Consider the following 24,778-nt stretch of genomic DNA (forward strand, 5'->3'; position numbering starts at 1 on the left):
AGCGGCGGCCCGAGTTCCAAAGCCGGAGTGAGGGCACACCGAGCCTAGGCGAGGTGCCGAGTGGTGGGGCGAAGGCCTTTTGGTTACTTTTGGCTGGGCCGGCATTCCGGCCTTTCCAAAAGTGACCCGCTGTAAGAGCGGAACCACAAGCCGCCGTTACCGCAGGAATGGATATGTGCACCGAAAGATCGCTATCGGGGGCAAGCCCCCTCCCACATTTAAAGCGGTATACCCTCTTCACGAAACCACCTCCCCAATCACCGCAGTGTCCAACCACCACCGCGCCAGCCCGTGAACATTCGGCGCCTTGAGCAATGTGAAGTGATTCCCCACCCCATACCAAACCTCCAAAGAGCTGCCCTGCTTACGCCACCCCTCAATCATCCCCCCCTGCTCCCGCTGATTGCCCACCGCATCCAACGCCGGATCCTGCGCCAACACCAACCGCACCACCCCGCGATATCGCTGAGTCGGCCGATACTCCGTACGCAACGCCGCCGCATAAGTCCGGGCCGGTCCCGCCATCGCATCAACACTGGCACGGGCCGGCAACAACCCCACCCCAACCATTCCCCCATGCAGGCTCTGGCGCTGCGCCACTTCGTCGCCAACCGCGAAGGTTTCACGGTCAATCCCCAAGGGTTTCCCCGCCGCCAGCTGCATCGCCTCGATCAACCTCAACAACGCCGCCGTCGTCGTATAAGCCCGACCCGCACTACCCGGCGCTTCGCTGTCGATCACCGTCAACGACGCCACTTCCCGTCCAGCCGCCTGCAACCGCAGCGCCATCTCCAGTGCCACCCAGCCGCCAAACGAATGCCCGACCAGATGCACCGGCCCATGCGGGCACTCATGTTCCAGCGCGTGCAGATAACAGCGCGCTGCCGCTTCCACCTGGCTGTGGGGCACCGCCTCGCCATCCAACCCACGTGGCTGCAAGCCAAACAACGGCCAGTCCCGTCCAAGCGCTTCGCTCAGGCCCACAAACCCGGTGACGCTGTCCCCTGCCCCCGGCACGCAGAACACCGGCGCATACCCGGCCCGTCCGCTCTGGATCCGCAGCAACGATTGATGCGCCGTTTCCCTTACCGGTGAACACCCTGCCAATGCTTCTGTCATCGCCGCACCCAGCGCACGGATATGCGGCGCCTGCATCATGCTCTGGTGATCACCCGGCACTTCAACCTGACGCAACTGCCCAGGCGCAAGGGCGTCATCCCAACCCAGCGACACACTGCGCCGCGACAACTCGGTCGGCCGCTCTATAGCGCTGAACAGGTGCACAGGCACCGGCAGCGGAAACAAGCTGTAGTGCGCCAGCGCATGCCCATGCCCGACTTCGCGCTCGATAAAGCTCAAGAGGTCCGCATCCGCAGCCGCCGCCATTTGCGCGTATAGCAAACCTTGATCGCGACAGCGTTGCAGCACACCTGCAAAGTCCAACTGTCCAATCTGCGCGTCCAACTGTTCAATCCTTGCCAGCTCATCCACACCTCCCTGTGCGTTCCAATAGGCGCGGCACTGCAACAGCAAATGCCGCTTAAGCGCGTCTGGCCCGCTCCAACGCGCCTTGCCCTGGTCGGTCAGGCGCGGCACGTAGCTGTCGATCAAGCCAAGGAACGCCACCGGTTCATCCAGCCCCAGTAGTTGCATCGCCACTTCATAGGCCAGCACACCGCCAAATGACCAGCCGGCGATGCGATACGGCCCATGGGGCTGCAAGCCGCGAATCAGGCCCACCATGCGCGCCGCCAAGCCTTCCAGGGTGTTGAGGTGCGCCTCGCCGAGCGCCACACCCGGTAGGCCATAGATCGGGTAATCACCCGGTAAATGCTGGCCCAGCGCCGGGAAATACACGTCCATGCCGCTGAATTCATGCACCAGGAACAACGGCGCTTGCGAGCCGCTGCTGCGCACCGTAATCACCGAGCTGTCGCGCACCGGCTCAGCGGTGCGCTGGCGCAGCATGGTCGCCACCGACGCCACGCTGGCGTGCTGGAACAACTCGGCCAGGCTCACTGCCAGCCCCGCTTCGTCCATCAGGTTGACCAGGCGAATCGCCAACAACGAATGCCCGCCCAGTTCAAAGAAGCTGCCATGCCGGCCCACCTGCTCCAGCTTCAGCACCTCGCCCCATAATTGCGCCAAGGTCTGTTCCAGGGCGTCGGTCGGTGCTTCGAAATCACGACTGACCAGCGCGTCCAGAGCCGGCACCGGCAAGGCTTTGCGGTCAACCTTGCCATTGGCAGTCAACGGCAAGCGGTCCAGCGGCACATAGGCCGATGGCAGCATGTAGTCCGGCAGTTGCCCTTGAAGATGGGCACGTACGTTGTCGATGCCGACCGGTTCGGCAGCCCAGGTGAAATACGCCACCAAGCGCTTATCCCCCGGCGCGTCTTCACGGGCCAACACGACCGCGTCCTGAATACCCAAGCAGGTCATCAGGCGCGCTTCGATCTCTCCCAGCTCAATACGGAAACCACGGATTTTCACCTGATCGTCATTGCGCCCGATGCATTCGAGCAGGCCCTGCGCCGTCCAGCGGCCGAGGTCGCCAGTGCGGTACATCAAAGCGCCTGGGTTGAACGGATCCTGCACAAACTTTTCAGCGGTCAGTTCAGGACGGTTCAAGTACCCCTTGGCCACGCCGTCACCACCGATGCAGATTTCACCGGTCACGCCCTGGGGCACTGGCTGCAAGTGCGCATCCAGCACATAAATCTGGGTGTTGGAGATCGGTCGCCCCACCGGCACGCTGTCGGCGTCGTCGGCAAGTGCGCGCACTTCATAGGTGGTGGCGTAAGTGGTGGTTTCCGTCGGGCCGTAGCAATGCACCAGGCGCAACGTCGGCGCCTGGGCCAACAGGCTGCGGAACGCCGCCGGATCGGCACGCTCGCCGCCGCACAGCAGGATGCGCAAACCCGCCAACGCGTCGGGAATCAGTTGCACGTACTGGTTGAACAGCGCAGTGGTGACGAACAACACCGTCGCGCCCTTTAACGCCATGCCGAATGCCACAGGGTCGAGCAAGGTGGCGTGATCGATCACCTGCACTTGCCCGCCATTAAGCAGTGGCCCCCATACATCCATGGTGCTGGCGTCGAACGCCGGGTTGGAGGCGAAGACCACGCGGTCGCTGGCATTGAAATCGGCATAGCCGTTGTTGAGTACCAACCGCGTGATGCCCCGATGGGGCACCAGCACACCCTTGGGAACGCCGGTGGAGCCGGAGGTGTACATGATGTACGCCTCGCTGTCCGAAGACTGCGACAAATCCGGGTTATGGCTAGGTTGTGGATCGAAGGCCAGGGTGTCCACGTCCAGGCGTTGCGCCGCGTATTCGATCACCGCGTCGCTGTGGGTCAACAACCAGCGCGCACCGCTGTCCCGCACCATGAACGCCTGACGTTCGGCGGGCGCGTTGATGTCCAGCGGCACATAGGCGGCCGCGCACTTCAACACGGCCAGTTGGCCGACCAGCAGCGCGACAGAACGCGGCAGCAGGATCGCCACGTTGTCGCCAGGTTTTACGCCCAGTCCTAACAGGTAATGGGCCAGGCAATTGGCGCGGGTATTGAGCTCGCCGTAGCTCAGGCGCTGCTCGCCATGCACCACGGCCAATGCGTCCGGACGCGCCTGGGCCTGGGCTTCGAACAGACGCTGCACGGTGTGTTCACGGGGGAAGTCGCGGGTGCTGGCATTGAACGCTAGCCGCAGTTGATGCTGTTCGGCGGCGGGCAGGATCGGCAAGCGGCTGATGGCGACATCGCTGCCCTGTTCCAGCGCCTGCACCAGTTGCTCCAGGGCCACATTCAGGTACTCACACAGGCGCCGGGCGCCCTGCCCCGTGGCTTTCAAAGTGAAGCCATCGCCCAGGTCATCCACGCTCATCGACAGGCCGTAGTTGCTGTGTTCCTCGGCCTTGAGCAGCTCAATACCTTGCCATGCCTCGGTGACTGCACCGGCCTGCGGCGCGCTGTGCCGATAGTTGAATAGCACACTGAACAGCGGCGTGGTCACCGGCACGCCGCTGCAACGCTGGGCCAATGCCAGCGGCGCGTGTTCATGGCTGAGCAGTTGGCTCAGCCGCGCATGGGTGGCACGCGCGGCGTGGCGTACCGAGTGCTCGCCCAGGTCGACCCGCAATGGCAACGTATTGATAAAGACGCCCATGGCCCGTTCGGCGCCCTCACCGCCTTGCAGGCGGCCAAGCATCACCGTGCCGAACACCACCTGCTCACGGCCGGACACCTTGCCCAGCACCTGGGCCCAACCCAGGTGCATCAGGCTGGCGGCGCTGACGCCGGATTGGCGCGCCTGAGTGCGCAGGCGCTGGCTTAATTCGGGAGCAATCGTCAGACGGGCCTGCTCATCGATGCCCAGCTTGGCCACTTCCGTGGGCTCGTCGATCTGGCCGAGCATTTCGCGGAAAAACCCTTCGTGATCGTCTGCGCCCAAGCGCATCTGCGCCACATAGTTGCGATACGGCACAGGCGTTCCCAGGCGGTGTTGAGTGCCCAACAGAAACGCCTGCATCTCGTGTTGCAGGATCTCCAGGGCGATGTGGTCCATGACCAAGTGATGGAACAGCAAGGTGGCGACCACACGCGGGGTTTCTTCGCTGCACACCAGGCGCATCAACGGCGCTTGGGACAGGTCGAGGCGTTGCGGCAGCGGCGCGGTTTCAACCCGCAGCGACGCCTTGCGCCAGACCACCTGCACCGGTTCTTCCAGGCCGTCCCAGTGGAACGACGAACGCAGGATGTCGTGGCGCTCGATCACCGCCTGCAACGCCAGGGCAAAGGCGTCCAGACGTTGACGGCTGTCAAAGGCAAACTGCGCCTGCAACACATAGGCATCGCCTTCCTGCACGGCGCGGTGGTGATAGAGCATGCCGGCCTGCAACGGCGTCAGGGGGTAGATATCCTGCACATTCGCCGCACCGCCGGGGATGCAGGCGACGAGGCGGTCGATGGCGACTTGCTCCAGCGAGATCAGCGGCAACATGCCCGGCTTGATCGACGTGCAACCGTCAACGATGCCATTGACCGGCACCGCCACTTCACGACCAGTGCCCAACGCCGCCGCCAGTGCCGACAAGGTTGGCTGACCGAACAGCACTTTTACGTCCGCCGACAAGCCAAGGCCGCGCATGCGCCCCATCAGGCTCACCGCCAGCAACGAATGCCCGCCCAGTTCGAAGAAGTTATCGTGACGGCCCACACGTTCCACCTTGAGCAACTCGGCCCACAGGCTGGCCAGGGCGATTTCCGTGTCGCCCTGGGGCGCTTCGTATTCGCGCACCACCACCGAATCCAGGCCCGGCGCGGGCAGCGCCTTGCGGTCGAGTTTGCCGTTGGGACTCAGGGGCAATGCGTCGAGATGAACGAAGATCGCCGGCACCATGAATTCAGGCAGGTGATGCAACAACTGACTGCGCAGCACGTCGATGTCGGTGAAGGCACCGGTGTAGTACGCCACCAGACGGTCTTCGCGGGCGATCACGGCGGCCTCGTTGACTGCTGGGCACTCGGTCAGGCGCGCCTGGATCTCGCCCAGTTCGATACGCAGGCCACGGATTTTCACCTGATCGTCGTTGCGGCCCAGGTACTCAATATGCCCATCGGGCAAGTAGCGGCCAACGTCGCCGGTGCGGTACATGCGGCCGCTGGTAAATGGATCTTGAAGAAAGCGTTCGGCGGTCAGTTCCGCACGGTTCAGGTACCCCCGCGCCACTTGCACGCCACCGATAAACAGCTCGCCGACCACGCCCAGCGGCACCGGCTGCAACTGCGCGTCCAGCAGGTACATGCGGGTGTTGGCAATGGGCTTACCGATGGGAGTGTTGTCCGGCGTCACCGGGCCCGCGCAGTTCCATGCCGTCACGTCGACGGCCGCTTCGGTCGGGCCATACAGGTTGTACAGGCCGATCCCCGGCAACTGCGCCTTGAACCGGCGCACCAGGCTGCCCGGCAAGGCTTCGCCGCTGCACATCACCCGCACCAGCCCGGCCGCCTGGCTGACGTCGCCATGGGCCAGGAACACGTCGAGCATCGACGGCACAAAGTGCAACGTGGTGATGTGTTCGGCCTCGATCACCTCGCACAGGTACACCGGGTCTTTATGCCCGCCAGGACGGGCCATCACCAGGCAGGCGCCGGTGAACAGCGGCCAGAAGAATTCCCAGACCGACACATCAAAGCTGAACGGGGTTTTCTGCAAGACCCGGTCCTGGGCGGTGAGCCCATACTCGTCCTGCATCCACAGCAGGCGATTGACCACGCCGCCATGGTCGTTGATCACGCCCTTGGGCTGGCCAGTGGAGCCGGAGGTGTAGATCACATAGGCGCTCAGGCCCTGCACCGCGGGGTTATCCACGGATTGCGCGTGCCAGCTCGGTTGGTCCAGATCGACCACCGGCACCGCGCCCACCAGCTCACGAGTAGCGCCCTGGATCAGTACAACAGCGGGTGCGCTGTCGCTGAGCATGTAGGCGATGCGCTCCAGCGGGTAAGCCGGGTCCAGCGGCACATAAGCGGCGCCGGCCTTGAGGATCGCATACAGGCCGATGACCATCTCCAGGCCGCGCTCCACGCAGATCGCCACCCGCGAATCCGGCTGGACACCCAGCGCCAGCAAGTGATGGGCGAGTTGGTTGGCCCGCGCGTTGAGCTCGGCGTACGTCAGTTGCTGTTCGCCAGCCTTGAGCGCAATCGCATGGGGCGTGCGGGCCACCTGGGCTTCAAACATGCCGTGCAAGGTCTGGTCGAGGTTGTAATCCACCTGGGTGGCGTTGAAATCGAACAGCACGTGCCGGCGCTCGCCCTCGTCCAGCAGTGGCGCATGCTCCAACACCGCCTGATCGTTATCGACCATGGCCTGCAACACGCGGGTGAAGTAGCCGACGTAACGCTGCATCGTCGCTTCATCGAACAGCGCCACGGCGTATTCCAGCGCGCCGATAATCGTGCCCTGCACTTCGCCGAGGTTCAGCGACAGGTCGAACTTGGCAAAGTGGCTGTTCTCCACGATGCCTTCCAGGGCCAGGTCGCCCAGGGCCAGGATCGGCGCGCTGCTGTCCTGCCAGGCCAACAGGGTTTGGAACAGTGGGCTGTGGGCCAGGCTGCGTACCGGCCGGGTGATTTCGACCACTTGCTCGAAGGGCAGGTCTTGATGGGCCTGGGCCGCCAAGGTCAGCGCCTTGACCCGCGCCAGCAGCGCTTCGGTAGTGGGCGCGCCCGAGGTGTCGATGCGCACCGCCAGGGTGTTGACGAACAGGCCGATGAGGCCTTCGACTTCAGTGCGCGTACGGTTGGCGACCGGCGAGCCGATCACCACATCTGCCTGCCCCGAGAGCCGCGCGAGCAAGGACGCCCAGGCGGTCATTACCGTCATGTACAGCGTGCTGCCATGGCGTTGGCTCAAGGCCTTGAGCCCGGCGGTGAGGCGCTCGTCCAGACGGATCTCCACGCTGCTGCCGGCGTAGTCCTGCTGCGCCGGGCGCGGGCGGTCGGTGGGCAGGCTGAGCAACGCTGGCGCACCAGCCAGGGCCTGTTGCCAATATCGGCTCTGGCGGTGAAGTACTTCGCCGCTGAGCCACAAGCGTTGCCACACGGCAAAGTCGCCGTATTGGATCGGCAGTGGCGGCAACGGGTCGGGCTGCCCATGGCTGAAGGCCTGGTACAGCGCCATCAGTTCGCGGGTGAGTACGCCCATGGACCAGCCATCGGAGACGATATGGTGCAGGGTCAGCAACAGCACATGGTGCTCGTCGGCCATCACCACCAGGCGCCCGCGCAGCAGCGGGCCGCGTTCGAGGTCGAACGGCGCCGACGCTTCGCCGTGGATCAACGCATCCAGCGCCTGTTGCGGTTGCGGGTGGCGGCGCAAGTCCTGCACTTGCAGCGGCAGCACGTCGTCGGCCGCGACGATCAGCACCTGGGCGTCGTCACCGTGCTGGGCGAAGCGGCTGCGCAGGGTTTCGTGCCGCGCAACGATCCGCGCCAGCGCCCGTTGCAAAGCCTGCACATGCAGTTGCCCGCGCAGGCGCAAGCCGATGGGTATGTTGTAGGCCGTGTTGGCGCCTTCCATCAACGCCAGGAACCACAAGCGCTGCTGGGCGAACGACAGCGGCACCGGCTCATCGCGGTTGGCCGGCAGGATCGCCGGCAAAGTGCTGCGACCGGCCTGGGCCAGCACGTCGGCAACGGCGGCCAGTTCGGCATTGGCAAACAGGTCGCTGAGCAACAGCTCCACGCCCAGTCGTTGGCGCACTTGGGACACCATGCGCATGGCGAGCAGCGAGTGCCCTCCCAGTTCAAAGAAGTGGTCGTAACGGCCGACGCGTTCTACCTGCAAGACATCGGCCCAGATCTGCGCCAGGCTGCTTTCGATCTCGCCCTCGGGCGTCGCGTATTGGCGGGTAAACACGGCGGCCCTATCCGGCGCCGGCAGGGCCTTGCGGTCGAGTTTGCCGTTGGCGGTCAAGGGCAGCGCGTCAAGCTTCATGAAGGCGACCGGGACCATGTAGTCCGGCAGGTGCGCCACCAGATGGGCGCGGATATCGCCCACCGCCAATGAGTCAAGTTGCGGGTTTTCGGTGTAGTACGCCACCAGCCGCTCGTCACGCACCAGCACCACCACTTCCTGCAAGCTCGGCAGTTGGTTGAGTTGGGTTTCGATTTCCCCCAGTTCGATGCGCACACCACGGATTTTCACCTGATCGTCATTGCGGCCCAGGTAATCGAGGTTGCCGTCGGGCAACCAGCGCACCAGGTCACCGGTGCGGTACATGCGTCCGACGTTGAACGGGTCGTCCAGGAAGCGTTCGGCGGTCAGTTGCGGACGGTTCAGGTAGCCGCGCGCCACGCCCTTGCCGCCCACATACAACTCACCCGCCACGCCCAGCGGCACCGGGCGTTGTTGCTCGTCCAGCACGTACACCGTGGCATTGGCGATGGGCTTGCCGATATGCAACGCCTGCCCCGCCTCGACCTTTCCGGAGGTGGCGACCACCGTGGCTTCGGTAGGGCCGTAGTTGTTGATCAGCTCAAACCGCTGCGCCCGCCCGAACTGCCGCAGACGATCGCCGCCGACCAGCAAGGTGCGCAGCGTCGGGTGCTCGATGTGCTGGCTGAAGGCGTACTCGGCCACCGGCGTCGGCAGGAAGCACACATCCAGCGGCTGCGCGCACCACCAGGCCAGCAGCGCGTCGATGTCTTCGGGGCCGTCGTGGGCCGGTGGCAAGTGCAGGGTCGCGCCGACACACAGCGCCGGCCACACTTCCCAGGCCATGGCATCAAAGCCGAACCCGGCGACGCTGGCGGTGTGGCGCCCGGCGCAGAGGTCGAAGGCGCGGCAATGCCAATCCACCAGGTTGGTCACGGTGTGGTGTTCCACCATCACACCTTTGGGCAGGCCGGTGGAGCCGGAGGTGTAGATCACATAGGCGAGGTTCGCGGGAGTCACGGCGACGCTGGGATTGCTCGCCGCGTGGTGGTGCCAGGTGTAGCGGTCCAGGTTGATCACCGGCACGTCCAGCTCGGGCAGGCGTTCGAGCAACGCGTGCTGAGTCAGCACCGCTACCGGGGCGCTGTCGCTAAGCAGGTAGGCGAGGCGCTCGGCCGGGTGGGACGGGTCCACCGGTACGTAGCAGGCGCCGGCTTTAAGGATCGCCAGCAACCCGGCCAAGGTGTCCAGTCCACGACGGGCGACGATGGCCACGCGGTCATCGGGTTTGACGCCCAGCGCCAGCAAGTGATGGGCCAGCAGGTTGGCTTGCCCGTTGAGCTCAGCGTAGGTCAGCGAGCGTTCAAGCTGCACCGCCGCGATGGCATGTGGCGTGAGAACGGCCTGGGCTTCGATACGCCCATGCAAGGTGGTGCCTTGGGGGAACTCGGCCTGGGTGGCGTTGAACTGTTCCAACAGCAACCGCTGCTCGACGGCGGGCACCACCGGCACTTGATTGAGCGCGGTTTCCGGCGCCTGCTCCAGGGCCGTCACCAGGTTTTCCAGGGCAGTTTGCAGGTAGGCGCAGACCCGCTGCGGGTCCACCTGGGTGCTGGCCAGCAGGCTCAGGCCAAAGCCTTCGCCCAGGTCATCGACGCTCAGGGTCAGTGGATAGTTGGTGCGTTCTTCAGCACTGAGGGCGGCGATGCCTTGCCACGCCGAGACGGCTTCGGCGCTGGCGGCGGGCGCGCTGTGGCGATAGTTGAGCAGCGCGCTGAACAACGGCGTCGGCGCGGTCACCCCACTGCAGCGCTGGGCCAGGGCCAGTGCCGCATGCTCGTGGCGCAGCAGTGTGGTGAGCCGACCATGGGTGGCCTTGACCCCGGCGCGCACGTCCTGACCGTCCACGTCCACGCGAAACGGCAAGGTGTTGATGAAGATGCCCAAGGCGCGGTCCGTGTCATGACTGCCTTGCATACGGCCCATCAACACCGTGCCGAACACCACCTGTTGCTTGCCGGCCAATGCTCCCAACACCTGCGCCCAGCCCAGGTGAAACAGGCTTGCCGCGCTTACCCCCAACTGCCGCGCCTGGGTGCGCAAGCGCTGGCTCAATAGCGCCGCCAAGGGCAGGCTGAGCTCGCTGATGCCCCGCGCATCGCCCTGCACATCCTGCAAGCCAAACGGCAAGGTCGGCTCGCTGATATCGCCAAGCATCTGGCGGAAGAAGCCTTCGTGTTCCTGCTCGCTGATGCCCAGCCGTGCCTGGGCTACATAGTTGCGAAACGGCACCGCCTGGCCCAACGCCGCGCCCTGCCCCAGCAGGCACGCCTGCATTTCATGGCACACCACTTCCAGGGCGCTATGGTCCAGGGCCATGTGGTGGAACAGCAAGGTGGCGACGATACGCCCATTGGCCGGGTCATCGGCACGCACCAAGCGCAGCAACGGCGCCTGGGTCACGTCGAGGCGATAGTGGCGCGCATCGAACAGGGCGTGCAGTTGGGCGGCGATCTCGCCATCCGCCGGGTCGAGTTGCAAGGCCTGCACCGGCAGGCGCGCCGTGCGCCACACCACTTGCGACGGCTGTTGCAGGCCATCCCAGACCACGCCGGTGCGCAGGATGTCATGGCGGTCCATCACCGCTTGCAGCGCCTGGGCGAACGCCTCGAAGCGCGCCAGACTGTCGAACGCGAACTGAGATTGCATGACGTACGGGTCGCCCTGCTCGGCGCTGACATGGTGGAACAGGATGCCTTCCTGCAACGGTGCCAGCGGGTAGATGTCCTGGATATTCGCCACGCCGCCGTCGACGGTGGCGACGATGCGGTCGATCTCGTCCTGGCTGAGGCTGGACAACGTCAGCATGTCCGGTGTGATGTGCTGGGCGCCGGCCGGGATGCCATTGGCCGGCACGTCGACTTCACCGGCCTTGGTGGCGGAATACTCGCCGGCCTTAATAAGCTCGATCAGCGCCGGTTTGTGCTCGCGCAAGGCGGCAAGGAGCGCCGGGTCACTCAACGCTTGCTTGTTGCCTTGCACCGACAACTGCTCGCCCTTGAGCGCCAGTTGAATGTCCTTGGTTTTCAGGGTTGCCAGCAGCTCTAAGAGGCTCACAGGACGATCTCCATTCGTTCGGTCATTGCGGCGTAGCCGGCCAGGGTCGGCTGTTCGAACAGCGCCCGGACGTCAGCTTCCATGCCTTCCTGGCGCAAGCGCCCGATCAAGCTCACGGCAAGCAGCGAGTGCCCGCCCAGTTCAAAGAAATTATCCTGGCGCCCGACCCGCTCCACGTTGAGCAACTCGGCCCACAGCTGCGCCAGCAGGATTTCGGTGTCGCCTTCCGGCGCTTCGTACTCACGCACGGTCAAGGCGTACAGGCCGGGCGCTGGCAAAGCCTTGCGGTCGAGTTTGCCGTTGGGGCTCAAGGGCAGCGCGTCGAGGTGCACGAACAGCGCGGGCACCATAAAGTCCGGCAGGTGTTGCAGCAGGTGAGCGCGCAGTGCATCGATCTCGGTTGGCGTACCGGTGTAGTAGGCGACGAGGCGATCCTCACGGGCGACCACCGCCGCTTCGCTGACCTGTGGGTGCTCAAGCAGACGCGCCTGGATTTCCCCCAGTTCGATACGCAGGCCACGGATCTTGACCTGGTCGTCATTGCGGCCCAGGTATTCGATAGTGCCGTCGGGCAAGTAGCGGCCAAGGTCGCCGGTGCGGTACATCCGACCCTCGTGGAACGGGTCGTCGAGGAAGCGCTCGGCAGTCAGCTCAGGGCGGTTCAGGTAACCCCGCGCCACTTGCACGCCGCCGATAAACAGCTCGCCGACCACACCCAGCGGCAACGGCTGCAACTGCGCATCCAGCACGTACATGCGCGTATTGGCGATGGGCTTGCCGATGGGAGTGTTGTCCGGCACGTCGGGGCGTGCGCAGTTCCAGGCGGTCACGTCCACCGCCGCTTCAGTCGGGCCGTACAGGTTGTACAGGCCGATCCCCGGCAACTGCGCCTTGAAACGCCGCACCAGGCTGCCCGGCAGCGCTTCGCCGCTGCACATCACCCGCACCAGCCCAGCCGCCTGGCTCACATCGCCATGGGCCAGGAACACATCAAGCATCGACGGCACAAAGTGCAGCGTGGTGATGTGCTCCGCCTGGATCACCTCACACAGGTACGCCGGGTCTTTATGCCCGCCGGGGCGCGCCATCACCAAGCGTGCGCCGGTGAACAGCGGCCAGAAGAATTCCCATACCGACACGTCGAAACTGAACGGGGTTTTCTGCAACACCGCGTCATCGGCGTTGAGGCCATAAGCGTCCTGCATCCACAGCAGCCGGTTGACCACCCCGGCGTGTTCGTTGATCACGCCTTTGGGCTGGCCTGTGGAGCCGGAGGTGTAGATCACGTAGGCCTGATGCCGGGCGGTCAGGCCCGGTACCTCGGGGTTGCTCAGCGGCTGATGCTGCCAGGTGTCCAGGTCCAGATTGAGCAGCGGCACGTCGCCCAGCAAGCCTACGGTGGCGTTCTGGGCCAGCACCACGACCGGCGCGCTGTCGTGCAGCATGTAGGCGATACGCTCCAGCGGGTACGCCGGGTCCAGCGGCACATAACCGCCACCGGCCTTGAGGATGGCGAACAGGCCGACGACCATGTCCAGGCCGCGCTCCAGGCAAATCCCCACCCGGGCATCCGGCTGCACACCCAGCGTGCGCAGATGATGGGCCAGGCGATTGGCACGCTCGTTGAGTTGTTGGTAGGTAAGCTGCTGCTCGCCCGCCTTCACCGCGATGGCGTGCGGCGTACGCTGAACTTGGGCTTCGAACATCCCGTGCAGGGTCTGGTCGAGGTTGTAGTTCACCTCCGTGGCGTTGAACGTCACCAGCAGTGTGTGTCGCTCCTCGGAACTCAGGATCGGCAGGCGATTGAGCGCCTGGTTCGGTGCCTGCTCCAGGGCCTCGACCAGCCCGGACAGGGCCACTTGCAGGTACCCGCAGACGCGTTGCGCATCGACCTGGGCCAACGCAGTCACGTCGTAGCCATCACCCAGGTCATCCACGTTCAAGGTCAGCGGGTAGTTGGTGCGCCCGTCGTTGACCAGGGTCTGCATACCTTCCCAGGCGTGTTGCGCCTCCTGGGAACGGGTGGCGCCGCCGCGATGGCGATAGTTGAGCATTGAGCTGAACAACGGCGCAGGTGCAGCCACCCCACTGCAACGCTGGGCCAGGGCCAGGGAAGCGTGCTCATGACCGAGCAAAGCGGTGAGCCGCGCATGCGTGGCGCGTACGGCGGAGCGTGCGCCCTGACCGTCGATATCCAGGCGCAGCGGCAACGTATTGATGAACACGCCCAGCGCACGGTCGGCCCCTTCACCGCCTTGCAGACGCCCCACCAACACAGTGCCGAACACCACACTCTGGCGCCCGGACGTGGCCGCCAGCACTTGGCCCCAAGCCAGGTGGAACAGGCTCGCGGTGCTCACCCCCAGCAAACGGGCCTGGGCACGCAGGCGGCGGTTGAGGTCGCTGTCCAGATGCAGGCGGTGCTCTTCGATGGCGTTACCGTCGCCGCGCACGTTTTGCAGGCCGAATGGCAGGGTTGGCTCGTCGACATCGCCGAGCAGGGTGCGGAAGAACGTTTCATGCTCCTGCTCACTCACCCCCAAGCGCGCCTGGGCCACGTAGTTGCGGTACGGCATCGGTGCAGCGGTCGGCGCCGGATGGCCCAGCAGATAACCCTGCATTTCCCGCAGCACCACGTCAAAGGCGGTGTGGTCGAGGGCGATATGGTGATAGAGCAGCACCACAACCACACGCTGGTTGGCCGGATCGTCGGCGTAGGCCAGGCGAATCAACGGCGCTTGGCTGATGTCCAGGCGGTAGCGGCGTGCATCAAAACGTTGATGCAGGCCGGCCAGTACATCGCCTTCAAGCTGCAGCTGTTCAAGAGGCAACCGGGCCTTGCGCCACACCACTTGCAGCGGTTGCACCAGCCCTTCCCACACCACGCCGGTACGCAGGATGTCGTGGCGGTCGATCACCTGTTGCAGCGCCTGGGCGAAGGCGTGCAGGCGCTCGACACTGTCGAACGCCAGGTGCGATTGCAGCAGATACGGGTCGCCCTGCTCGGCGGTGAGGTAGTGGTAGAGAATGCCTTCCTGCAACGGCGCCAACGGGTAGATGTCCTGCACATTGGCAGCGCCACCGGGCACCTGGGCCACCACTTGATCAAGGGTGGATTGGTCGAGTTCCACCAGCGACAACAGGTCCGGGGTCAGGCGCTGGCAGTCGATCGGGATGCGGTTGGCGGGCACCTGCACTTCGCGCCCACTGCCCACCGCTGCCGCCAGCGCGGCCAGGGTCGGCTGGCTGAACAGCACGCGCACATCGGCGCTGAGGCCGACCTGGCGCATGCGTTCGATCAGGCTGACCGCCAGCAACGAATGGCCGCCCAGCTCAAAGAAATGATCGTGGCGACCCACCTGCTCAACCTGCAACACCTCAGCCCAGATCACGGCCAGGGTGGTTTCCACTTCACCCTGAGGCGCTTCGTAGTCACGGGTCAGCAACGCGGCCTGATCCGGTGCCGGCAAGGCACCGCGGTCGAGTTTGCCGTTAGCGGTCAGGGGCAGCGCGTCGAGTTTGACGTAGGCCACCGGCACCAAAGCCTCCGGTAACTGCGCCTGCAATTGCTCGCGCAGGCTTTCAATCAGCAGCGGCTGTTGCTCGGTGAACCAGGCGATCAAGCGGCCTTCGCGCACCAGCACCACCGCGTCGCCGACGCCTTGCAGTGCCGCCAGGCGGCTTTCGATTTCGCCCAGTTCAACGCGCACGCCACGGATTTTTACCTGGTCATCGTTGCGTCCCAGGTACTCGATATTGCCATCGGGCAACCAGCGCACCAGGTCGCCGGTGCGGTACATGCGCCCGTCATTGAACGGGTCTTGCACAAAGCGTTCAGCGCTCAAGTCCGGGCGATTGAGGTAACCCCGCGCCACGCCGCTGCCGCCCACATAGAGTTCTCCGGCCACCCCCACCGGCACCGGACGCAACTGCGCGTCCAGCACGTATACGCTGGCATTGGCGATAGGTCGGCCGATATGCAGCGCCTGCCCGGCACGCACGCGGCCCGAGGTGGCGACCACGGTGGCTTCGGTGGGGCCGTAGTTGTTGATCACCGCAAAGCGTCGCTCCTGGCTGAACTGGCGCAGGCGGTCGCCGCCGATCAGCAGGATGCGCAAGGTGGGGTGCTGCAAGTCCTGGCTGAACGCGTATTCGGCCACCGGCGTGGGCAGAAAGCTCACGTCCAAGGGCTGCGCCAGCCACCAGGCGAGCAGTTCGTCGATGTTTTCGTTGCCCACATCCTCCGGCGGCAGGTGCAGGGTGGCGCCCACGCACAGCGCTGGCCATACCTCCCAGGCCATCGCATCAAAGCCAAAGCCGGCCACGCTGCTGGTGTGGCTGACGGCGTGCAGGCCAAAGGCTTCACAGTGCCAATGCACCAGGTTTTCCACGGTGCGGTGTTCCACCATCACGCCCTTGGGCTGGCCGGTGGAGCCCGAGGTGTAGATCACATAGGCCAGGTGGGCCGGTGTCAGGGCGGCGAGTTGCGGATTGCTGACGGGGTGGTGCCAGGTTGCGTGCACGTCGATGCTGGTGACCGCGCCCAGCAAGTCGCGGGTGCTCGCTTCGGCCAGCACCGCTACCGGTGCGCTGTCCTGCAATAAGTAAGCAATGCGCTCGGCGGGATACGCCGGGTCAATCGGCACATAACCGGCGCCGGCCTTGAGAATCCCCAGCAACCCCACCAGCATCTGCGGCCCACGACGGCAGCACAGGGCGACGCGGTCGTCCGGCTGCACACCCTGTGCGATCAGGTGATGGGCCAACTGGTTGGCACGGTGGTTGAGCTGCTGATACGTCAGCGACTCGCCGTCCTGTACCACGGCTATGGCATGAGGTTGACGGTCGGCCTGGATTTCAAAGGCACCCTGCACGGTGTGGCCGCTCGGGAAATCCGCAGCCGTGGCGTTGAACTCGCGCAGCAGGGTTTCGCGTTCGCTGGCGGGGAGAATAGGCAACTGATTGAGCGGGGTTTGCGCGGTGTTTTCCAGGCTATCGACCAAGTGTTCAACGGCATTGGCCATGTACTCGCACAGGCGCTGGGCGCCGATGCGGGGCAAGGCCAGCACGGTCAGGCCGAAGCCTTCGCCCAGATCGTCGACGCTCAGGGTCAGCGGGTAGTTGCTGCGCTCTTCACCGCCCAGCAACTGCACGCCTTCCCAAATACCTTGGCCGTCGCGGGCCATGGCGCCGGGATGGCTGTGACGGTAGTTGAGCAACGCGCTGAACAGCGGCGTAGAGGCCGCCACCCCACTGCAACGCTGAGCCAGGGCAAGGGACGCGTGTTCATGGCCGAGCAACGCGCTCAACCGTGCATGGGTGGCCTTGACGGCGGCGACCGCACTGACTGCGGTGTCCACCCGCAGCGGCAAGGTGTTGATGAACATCCCCAAGGCCCGATCCGCACCGTCGCCGGCCTGCATACGGCCCATCAATACGGTGCCGAACACCACGTCGTCACGCCCACAGACCAGCCCCAGCACCTGGGCCCAAGCCAAGTGCATCAGGCTTGCCGCGCTCACGCCCAGGCGCCGCGCCTGTTCACGTACGCGTTGGGCCAGCGCCATGGTCAGGGCCTGTTCGGCCTCTTCGATATCACGGCCGTCGCCCTGCACGTCCTGCATGCCGAAGGGCAAGGTGGGCTCATTGATGTCGGCAAGCATTTCGCGGAAAAACCGCTCATGCTCGTCGACGCTCACACCCAGGCGCGCCTGGGCCACGTAGTTGCGAAATGGCGCGGCCGCCGGCAAGTCCTGGCCGTGGTTGAACAGGAACGCGCCCATCTCCTGGCCGACCACGTCCATGGCGGTGTGGTCCAGCGCCAAGTGGTGGAACAGCAGGATAGCTGCCACATGCCCGTTCACTGGATCCTGGGCGTAAACCATGCGCAACAGCGGCGCCTGGGTGATATCCAGGCGGTAATGCCGCGCATCGAAACGGACGTGCAGCTGTTCGAGGATGTCGCCCTCGGCGGGATCAAGGTTCACCTCCTGCACCACCAGCTGCGCCTCACGCCAGACCACCTGCACCGGGCTGTCCAGGCCTTCCCAGACCACGCCGGTACGCAGGATGTCGTGACGGGCGGCGACCTGTTGCAGCGCGCCCATAAAACCGTGCAACCGCTCAAGGCTGTCGAAGGCCATGCGTGATTGCAGCAGATACGGGTCGCCCTGCTCGGCGCTGATGTGGTGGTACAGGATGCCTTCCTGCAAGGGCGCCAGCGGGTAAATGTCCTGCACGTTTGCCGCGCCGCCGGGGACATTGGCGATGATGCGGTCGATGGCGCTTTGGTCGAGTTGCACCAGGGTCAGCATCGCTGGCGTGATGTGGGTGCAGCCCGAGGGAATGCCATTGGCCGGCACCACAACCTCCCGACCACTGCCCACCGCCGCCGCCAGCGCCGCCAGGCTCGGCTGGTTGAACAGCACCCGCACATCCGCGCTCAGGCCCGCCTGACGCATGCGTTCGATCAGGCTGACCGCCAGCAGCGAGTGCCCGCCCAGCTCAAAGAAATGGTCATGCCGGCCCACAAGGTCGAGCTTGAGCAGGTCCTGCCAGATCTGCGCCAGCAGGCATTCCACCTCGCCTTCCGGCGCTTCATAACCACGGCTGAGCAGCGCGCTTGCATCCGGCACCGGCAGGCCTTTGCGGTCCAGCTTGCCGTTGGCGGTAAGCGGCATCAGCGCCAGCCAGACATAGGCCGACGGCACCATGTAGTCCGGCAACTGGCCTTGCAGGTGGGCGCGCACCGCTTCGATTGGCAGCGGCGCGGCGGCGGTGTAGTACGCCACCAGACGCTTGTCGCCGGGTTCGTCTTCGCGCACCAGCACCACCGCATCGTTCACGCCAGCGAAGGCTCCCAGGCAGGCTTCGATTTCACCCGGCTCGATGCGGAACCCGCGAATCTTCACTTGCAGGTCGTTGCGTCCCTGGTACAGCAAGGTGCCGTCGGCCTGCCAGCACGCCAAATCGCCAGTGCGGTACAGCACGCCCTCGCCAAACGGGTTCGGGATAAATTTTTCGGCGGTCAGTTGCGGCTGGTTCAAGTACCCCTTGGCCACGCCCGCGCCACCGATATACAGCTCGCCGACCGCGCCCAATGGCAACAGTTGCTGGCGCACGTCCAGCACATAGGCCTGGGCATTTGCCATCGGCCGGCCAATCGGAATACTGCCCTCGCCCAAGTGGGTAATTTCATGGGTGGTGGAGAACGTAGTGGCCTCCGTCGGCCCATAGCCATTGAGCAAGTGCCGGGGCTTGCCGTGCTTGAGCACGCGGCCGATCACCTGCGGGTCGAGCACATCGCCGCCGACGATCAGATAACGCAACTGCGGGAACACCGGGAGCAGCGCATCGGCGTACTGGTGGAACAACCCGGCGGTCATCCACAACACGCTGACGGATTGCTCCTGCAACAGCACGGCAAACGCGGCCTGGGACAACAGCACTGCCTGTTCGACCACCACCACGCAGCCGCCATTGAGCAACGGCGCCCACACGTCGAGGGTGCTGGCGTCGAACGCCGGGTTGGAAGCGAAGGCCACGCGGTCCTGAGGGTTGAACTCGGCATAGCCGTTATTGAGCACAAGGCGCGAGATCGCGCGGTGTGGTACCTGCACGCCCTTGGGCGCACCCGTGGAACCGGAGGTGTAGAGGATGTACGCCACGCTGTGGGAGGAAAGTACCAAGTCGAGGTTGCGCGGGGACAGCGCGTCCAGATTCAGCTCGGCCAGGGAGTTGAGCACCCGCTTCGCGCCACTGTCCTGCACGATAAACGCCTGGCGTTCCAGCGGCGCATTCACGTCCAGGGGCACGTACACGGCGCCACACTTGAGGATCGCCAGTTGGCAGATCAGCAGATCGAGGGAGCGCGGCAACGCAATCGCCACGCTTTCCCCCGGTTGCACGCCCTGGTTGATCAGGTGATGGGCCAGACGGTTGGCGCGGCGATTGAGATCGCGATAGCTCAAGGATAACTGGCCTTGCACCGCCGCCACGGCTTCGGGACGCGCCAGGGCCTGGGCTTCGAACAGTTGGTGCACGGTCAGTTGCGATGGGTAATCGCGGGCAGTGGCGTTGAATTCCACCAGCAGTTGGTTGCGCTCGGCAGGCGGCACAATCGATACGCCTTGCACTGGCGTGGTCGGCGCTTGTTGCAACGCGGTCACCAGATGGCGCAAGGCCGTGAGCATGTAGTCGCCGACGCGCTGCACGTCCAACGTGGCTACGCCTTGCACGGTCAGCGCGAAGCCTGTGCCCAGGTCATCGACGTTGAGCACCAGCGGGTAGTTGCTGCGCTCCTCGGAGCTCAGGATCTGGATGCCGGACGCCGCAAACGGGCTGTCTCCCGGCGCTTCATCCGGCGCGCTGTGGCGGTAGTTGAGCAGCGTGCTGAACAACGGCAATGAGCCCGGCACCCCGCTGCAACGCTGGGCCAGGGACAGCGACGCGTGCTCATGCCCGAGCAACTGCGCCAGGCGCGCGTGGGTGGCGCGCACGGCGGCTTGTACGCCGACTGCGCCGACGCTGACCCGCAGCGGCAAGGTGTTGATAAACATCCCCAGGGCGCGGTCGGCACCCTCGCCGCCCTGCATACGGCCCAATAGCACGGTGCCGAACACCACGTCCTGCTGACCGGAGACTTGCCCCAGCACATGCGCCCAGGCCAGGTGCACCAGGCTCGCGGTGCTCACGCCCAATTGCCGCGCCTGTTCGCGCAGGCCCAGGCTCAGGGCCGGTTCCAACGGCAGGTGCGCCTCGACAATGCCGCTGCCGTCGCCGTGCACATCCAGCAAACCGAAGGCCAGGGTTGGCTCGTCGATATCACCCAGCATCTCGCTGAAGAACGCTTCATGCTGGGCCTGGCTCACCCCCAGCCGCGCCTGGGCCACGTAGGTGCGGTACTGCACCGCGTCAGGCAGTTGCGCGCTGCGCCCGGACAGGCTGGCGCTCATCTCCTGCACCAGCACGTGTAGGGCGGTGTGGTCGAGCAGGATATGGTGCAGCAGCAGGATGCCGACGAAGCCGCCCGGCGCTTCGGCGTAGGCCAGGCGCATCAACGAGGCGCGGGACAGATCGAGGCGATAGTGGCGTGGGTCGAAACGCTGTTGCAGGTGGGCCAGGGCATCCACGCCTGGGGTTTCGACCCGCTCAACAGCCAACGGCGCCTGGCGGCAGACCACTTGCACCGGCTCGTCCAGGCCTTCCCAGAGGATCGCGGTGCGCAGGATGTCATTGCGTTCGATCACGCTGTGCAGCGCCTGGATAAACGCGTCCAACGCCGCTTGATCGTTGAAACCCAACTGCACCTGCAACACGTAGGGATCTCCGTCGGTGGTTGCCAGGTGGTGATACAGGATGCCGGCCTGCAACGGCGCGAGGCCGTAGATGTCCTGCACATTGCCGATGCCGCCGGGCACCTGTTGCAGGATGTGGTCGATGGCGGCCTGTTCGAGTTCGATCAGCGGCAGCATGTCCGGGGTGATGACGGGGCTGTCTGCGCGGATCTGGTTGACAGGCACCCGCACTTCCCGTTGCCCGCCCACCGCCGCGGCGAGTGCGGCCAGAGTGGGTTGGCCGAACAACACACGCACATCGGCGCTGAGGTCGACCTGGCGCATACGCTCAATTAGCTTGACTGCCAGCAGGGAATGACCGCCCAGTTCGAAGAAGTTGTCGTCGCGCCCAATGCGTTCAAGTTTGAGCAGGTCTTGCCAGAGGGTCGCGATGGCTACTTCAACGGGGCCGCGTGGCGCCTCGTAATCACGTCGGGCCAACGCGTCGGCATCCGGCGCGGGCAAGGCCTTGCGGTCGAGCTTGCCGTTGGGGGTCAGCGGGAAGGTGTCCAGCAACACGAAGGCGCTGGGCACCATATGGTCAGCCAGGCTCAGCCGCAAATGATCACGCAGCATCGCGACGTTGATGTCGCCTTCGGCGATCACATAGGCCACCAGGCGCTGATCTCCGGGCGTGTCTTCACGGGCGATGACTACGGCGTCGCGCACACCTTGAGCGGTGGCGAGGCGCGCCTGGATTTCGCCCAACTCGATACGGAAACCACGGATTTTTACCTGGTCGTCGTTACGTCCCAGGTATTCCACGCTGCCATCGGCCAACAGGCGGCCGAGGTCGCCGGTTTTGTAGAGGCGCTGGCCGGTGGTTGGGTTCGTCAGGAAGCGCTCGGCGGTTAATTCGGCGCGGTTCAGATACCCCCGCGCCACACCGGCACCACCGACGTACAACTCGCCGACCACGCCCAATGGCAGCGGCTCGCGCTGTGCGTCCAGCACATACAGTTGCAGGTCGGGAATGCGCACGCCAATCGGACTCACGCCCACCAACTGCGCATCCGCGGCGTGCAGCGCTCGATAAGTCACGTGCACGGTGGTTTCGGTGATGCCGTACATGTTCACCAGTTGGGTGCCAGCATTGATCGCCCGGGCGTACCACGGCTTGAGCATGCCCGGCTCCAGGGCTTCGCCGCCGAAAATCACTTGGCGCAGCGAGTGGGCCTGGGGGCTGTTGCCCTGGGCCGCAATCAACTGGCGGAAGGCGCTTGGCGTTTGGTTGAGGATGCTCACGCCCGCTTCGCACAACAGCGTGTAGCACTCGTCCGGCGAGCGGCTGACCAATTGCGGCACGATCAGCAACTGGCCGCCGTGCATCAACGCGCCCCAGATTTCCCACACGGAGAAGTCGAACGCGAAGGAATGAAACAGTGCCCACACATCGGTGTGGTCGAAGCCGAACCACTGCTCAGTGGCGCTGAACAGTCGCGCCACCTGGCGGTGTTCGATCATCACGCCCTTGGGCTGGCCGGTGGAGCCGGAGGTGTAGATCACATAGGCCAGGTGCTGCGGGCTGACCGCAACGTGCGGGTTGATCAGGGATTCACCGCGCAGGCCATTGAGGTCGATCTGCGCCAGTTCGCCCACCAAGTGACGGGTGTTGGCCTGCACCAGCACCGCCAGCGGTTGGCTGTCGTGCAGGGTGTAGGCGATGCGTTCCAGCGGATACGCCGGGTCGATCGGCACATACCCCGCGCCGGCCTTGAGGATGCCCAGCAGCCCGATGATCATTTCCGGGCCGCGCTCCACGCAGATCGCCACGCGGTCATCGGGGCGCACGCCCTGGGCCAGCAGGCGATGGGCAACCTGGTTGGCGCGTTCGTTGAGTTGACGATAGGTGAGGCGTTGCTGCTCGAAACGCAGCGCGATGGCGTCGGGATGGGCCGCGGCGTGGGCTTCGACGTGCTGGTGGATCAGGGCGGTGTCGGCGTAAGCGCGGGGGGTGTGATTGAGATGGTGCAGCAGGTGATGACGCTCGGTCTCAGGCAGGATGTTCAGGCCGCTCAGCGGCATCTCCGGTCGCTGTTCAAGGGCGTCGGCCAGGCTGTGGAGCGCTGTGTGCAGGTAGCTCGCCACACGGGTTGCGCCAATGGAGGCGTCCACCATCACTGTCAGCGCGAAGCCTTCGCCCAGGTCATCCACATTCACCGTCAGCGGATAGTTAGTGCGCTCCTCGGCACCCAGCACCTGGATGCCCTCGGCCACCTCGATCACCTCGGCCATATCCGTCGCGGCACTGTGGCGATAGTTGAGCATCGCACTGAACAGCGGCGTCGGCGCGGCGACCCCGCTGCAACGCTGGGCCAGCGCGAGGGATGCATGCTCGTGATTGAGCAATGTGGTGAGCCGCTCATGGGTGGCCTTGACCCCGGCGCGCACGCTCTGCTCGCCCACATCCACCCGCAACGGCAGGGTATTGATAAACATCCCCAACGCCCGCTCACCGCCCTCGCCCGCCCCCATGCGGCCGAGCATCACGGTACCGAACACCACGGCTTCACGGCCCGAGACCACGCCCAATACCCGGGCCAGCGCCACGTGCATCATGCTTGCCACGCTGACGCCCAAGGGCCGCGCGAGGCTGCGCAGGCGGCGGCTCAGATCAGCGTCGACAGGCATGCGCGCCTCGTCGATCCCCTGGCCATCGCCCTGCACATCCTGCAAGCCAAACGGCAGGGTCGGCTCATCAATGTCCCCCAGCATCTCGCGGAAAAACCCTTCATGGGCCTGCTCGCTGACGCCATGGCGCACCTGGGCGATATAGCTGCGAAACGCTACCGGCTCAGCGGCCTGGGCTTGCTGGCCGGCCAGGTACAACTGGATCTCGTGGCGCACCACATCCAGCGCGGTGTGGTCGAGGATGGTGTGGTGGAACAGCAACATCGCCGCTACCCGCTGATTGCCTGGGTCGTCGGCAAACACCAGGCGCAGCAGCGGCGCCTGACCCAAGTCCATCCGGTAAGTCCGGGCGTCGTAGCGGGCGATCAGTTGAGCCAGGGCATCGCCACCGCTGAAATGCGCTTCCTCACACGCCAGCGTCGCCTTGCGCCACACCACTTGCAGCGGCTCGTCCAAGCGCTCCCAGACCATGGACGTGCGCAAAATATCGTGACGGTCGATCACCCATTGCAGCGCCTCGGCAAAAGCGTGCAGGCGCGCGCGGCTGTCGAACACAAACTGCGCATGCAGCACGTAAGGATCGCCTTGCCCGGCCGAGAGGTGGTGATACAGCATGCCCTCCTGCAACGGTGCCAACGGGTAGATATCCTGCACATTCGCCACACCACCGGGGATGGCCGCGACAATACGGTCGATGGCCGTCTGATCAAGGCTCACCAACGGCAACATCTCAGGCGTGATGCGGTAAGCCGGGCTCAGCCAATCACCGCCATGCTCAGCCACCAGCGCCAGCAGGCTGGGCTTGTGAGCGATCAACTGATCCCACAGCCGGTCATCCAACGCCTCATCGTCACCGAGGATGATCAGATCGCCCTCTTCCAGTTGCAGACGGATCGCATGGGTGGAAATCGCTGCCAATAATTCGCTGAACTGCATGGGGGTAACCTGCCTGGTAAGTCACGGTGGAGGAGAAAGTCCGTTTTCAGCTGCCGTTTGAATCGGATGCGCTGTGCGCCCAACGTTAAAAAGCGGGCGCAGCCGGGGGCCTGGAGAGGCTTCCGGTAGGGGTAGGAAATTAAGGGATTTGGGGGGTGGGGGGTGACATGGGAAGCGGGGACAAGGGGACGCCGAGATGGTTCCGTAATTTTCTGCCGTTATCCGGCGAGCTGTTTGCGAGGTGTCTGGAGGATGCGGGGCGACTCATTCCTTTTGCACCAACAGGACAGCTAGACCGTAGGTCGTCAGGG

Annotated in this window: 2 protein-coding genes; both read right to left on the reverse strand. The window is 64.9% G+C overall.

Annotated elements, in window-relative coordinates:
- Positions 1-237: 237 nt before the first annotated feature.
- Positions 238-11,565 carry a non-ribosomal peptide synthetase gene (locus ACKZ62_RS17375; RefSeq protein ID WP_447095576.1) on the reverse strand — a complete coding sequence of 3,776 codons (11,328 nt, stop codon included), beginning with the start codon at positions 11,563-11,565 and terminating at the stop codon, positions 238-240.
- Entirely contained in the window at positions 11,562-24,467 is a 12,906-nt protein-coding gene (locus tag ACKZ62_RS17380; RefSeq protein WP_447095577.1) for a non-ribosomal peptide synthetase, read from the reverse strand. Before ACKZ62_RS17380 ends, ACKZ62_RS17375 begins: the two co-directional genes overlap by 4 nt.
- Positions 24,468-24,778 lie beyond the last annotated feature (311 nt).

It is taken from the genome of Pseudomonas sivasensis (genome assembly GCF_052938085.1).

Excerpts from the sequence above, each read along its gene's own strand:
- ACKZ62_RS17380 (WP_447095577.1), bottom strand. The coding sequence starts at position 24,467 with ATGCAGTTCAGCGAATTATTGGCAGCGATTTCCACCCATGCGATCCGT.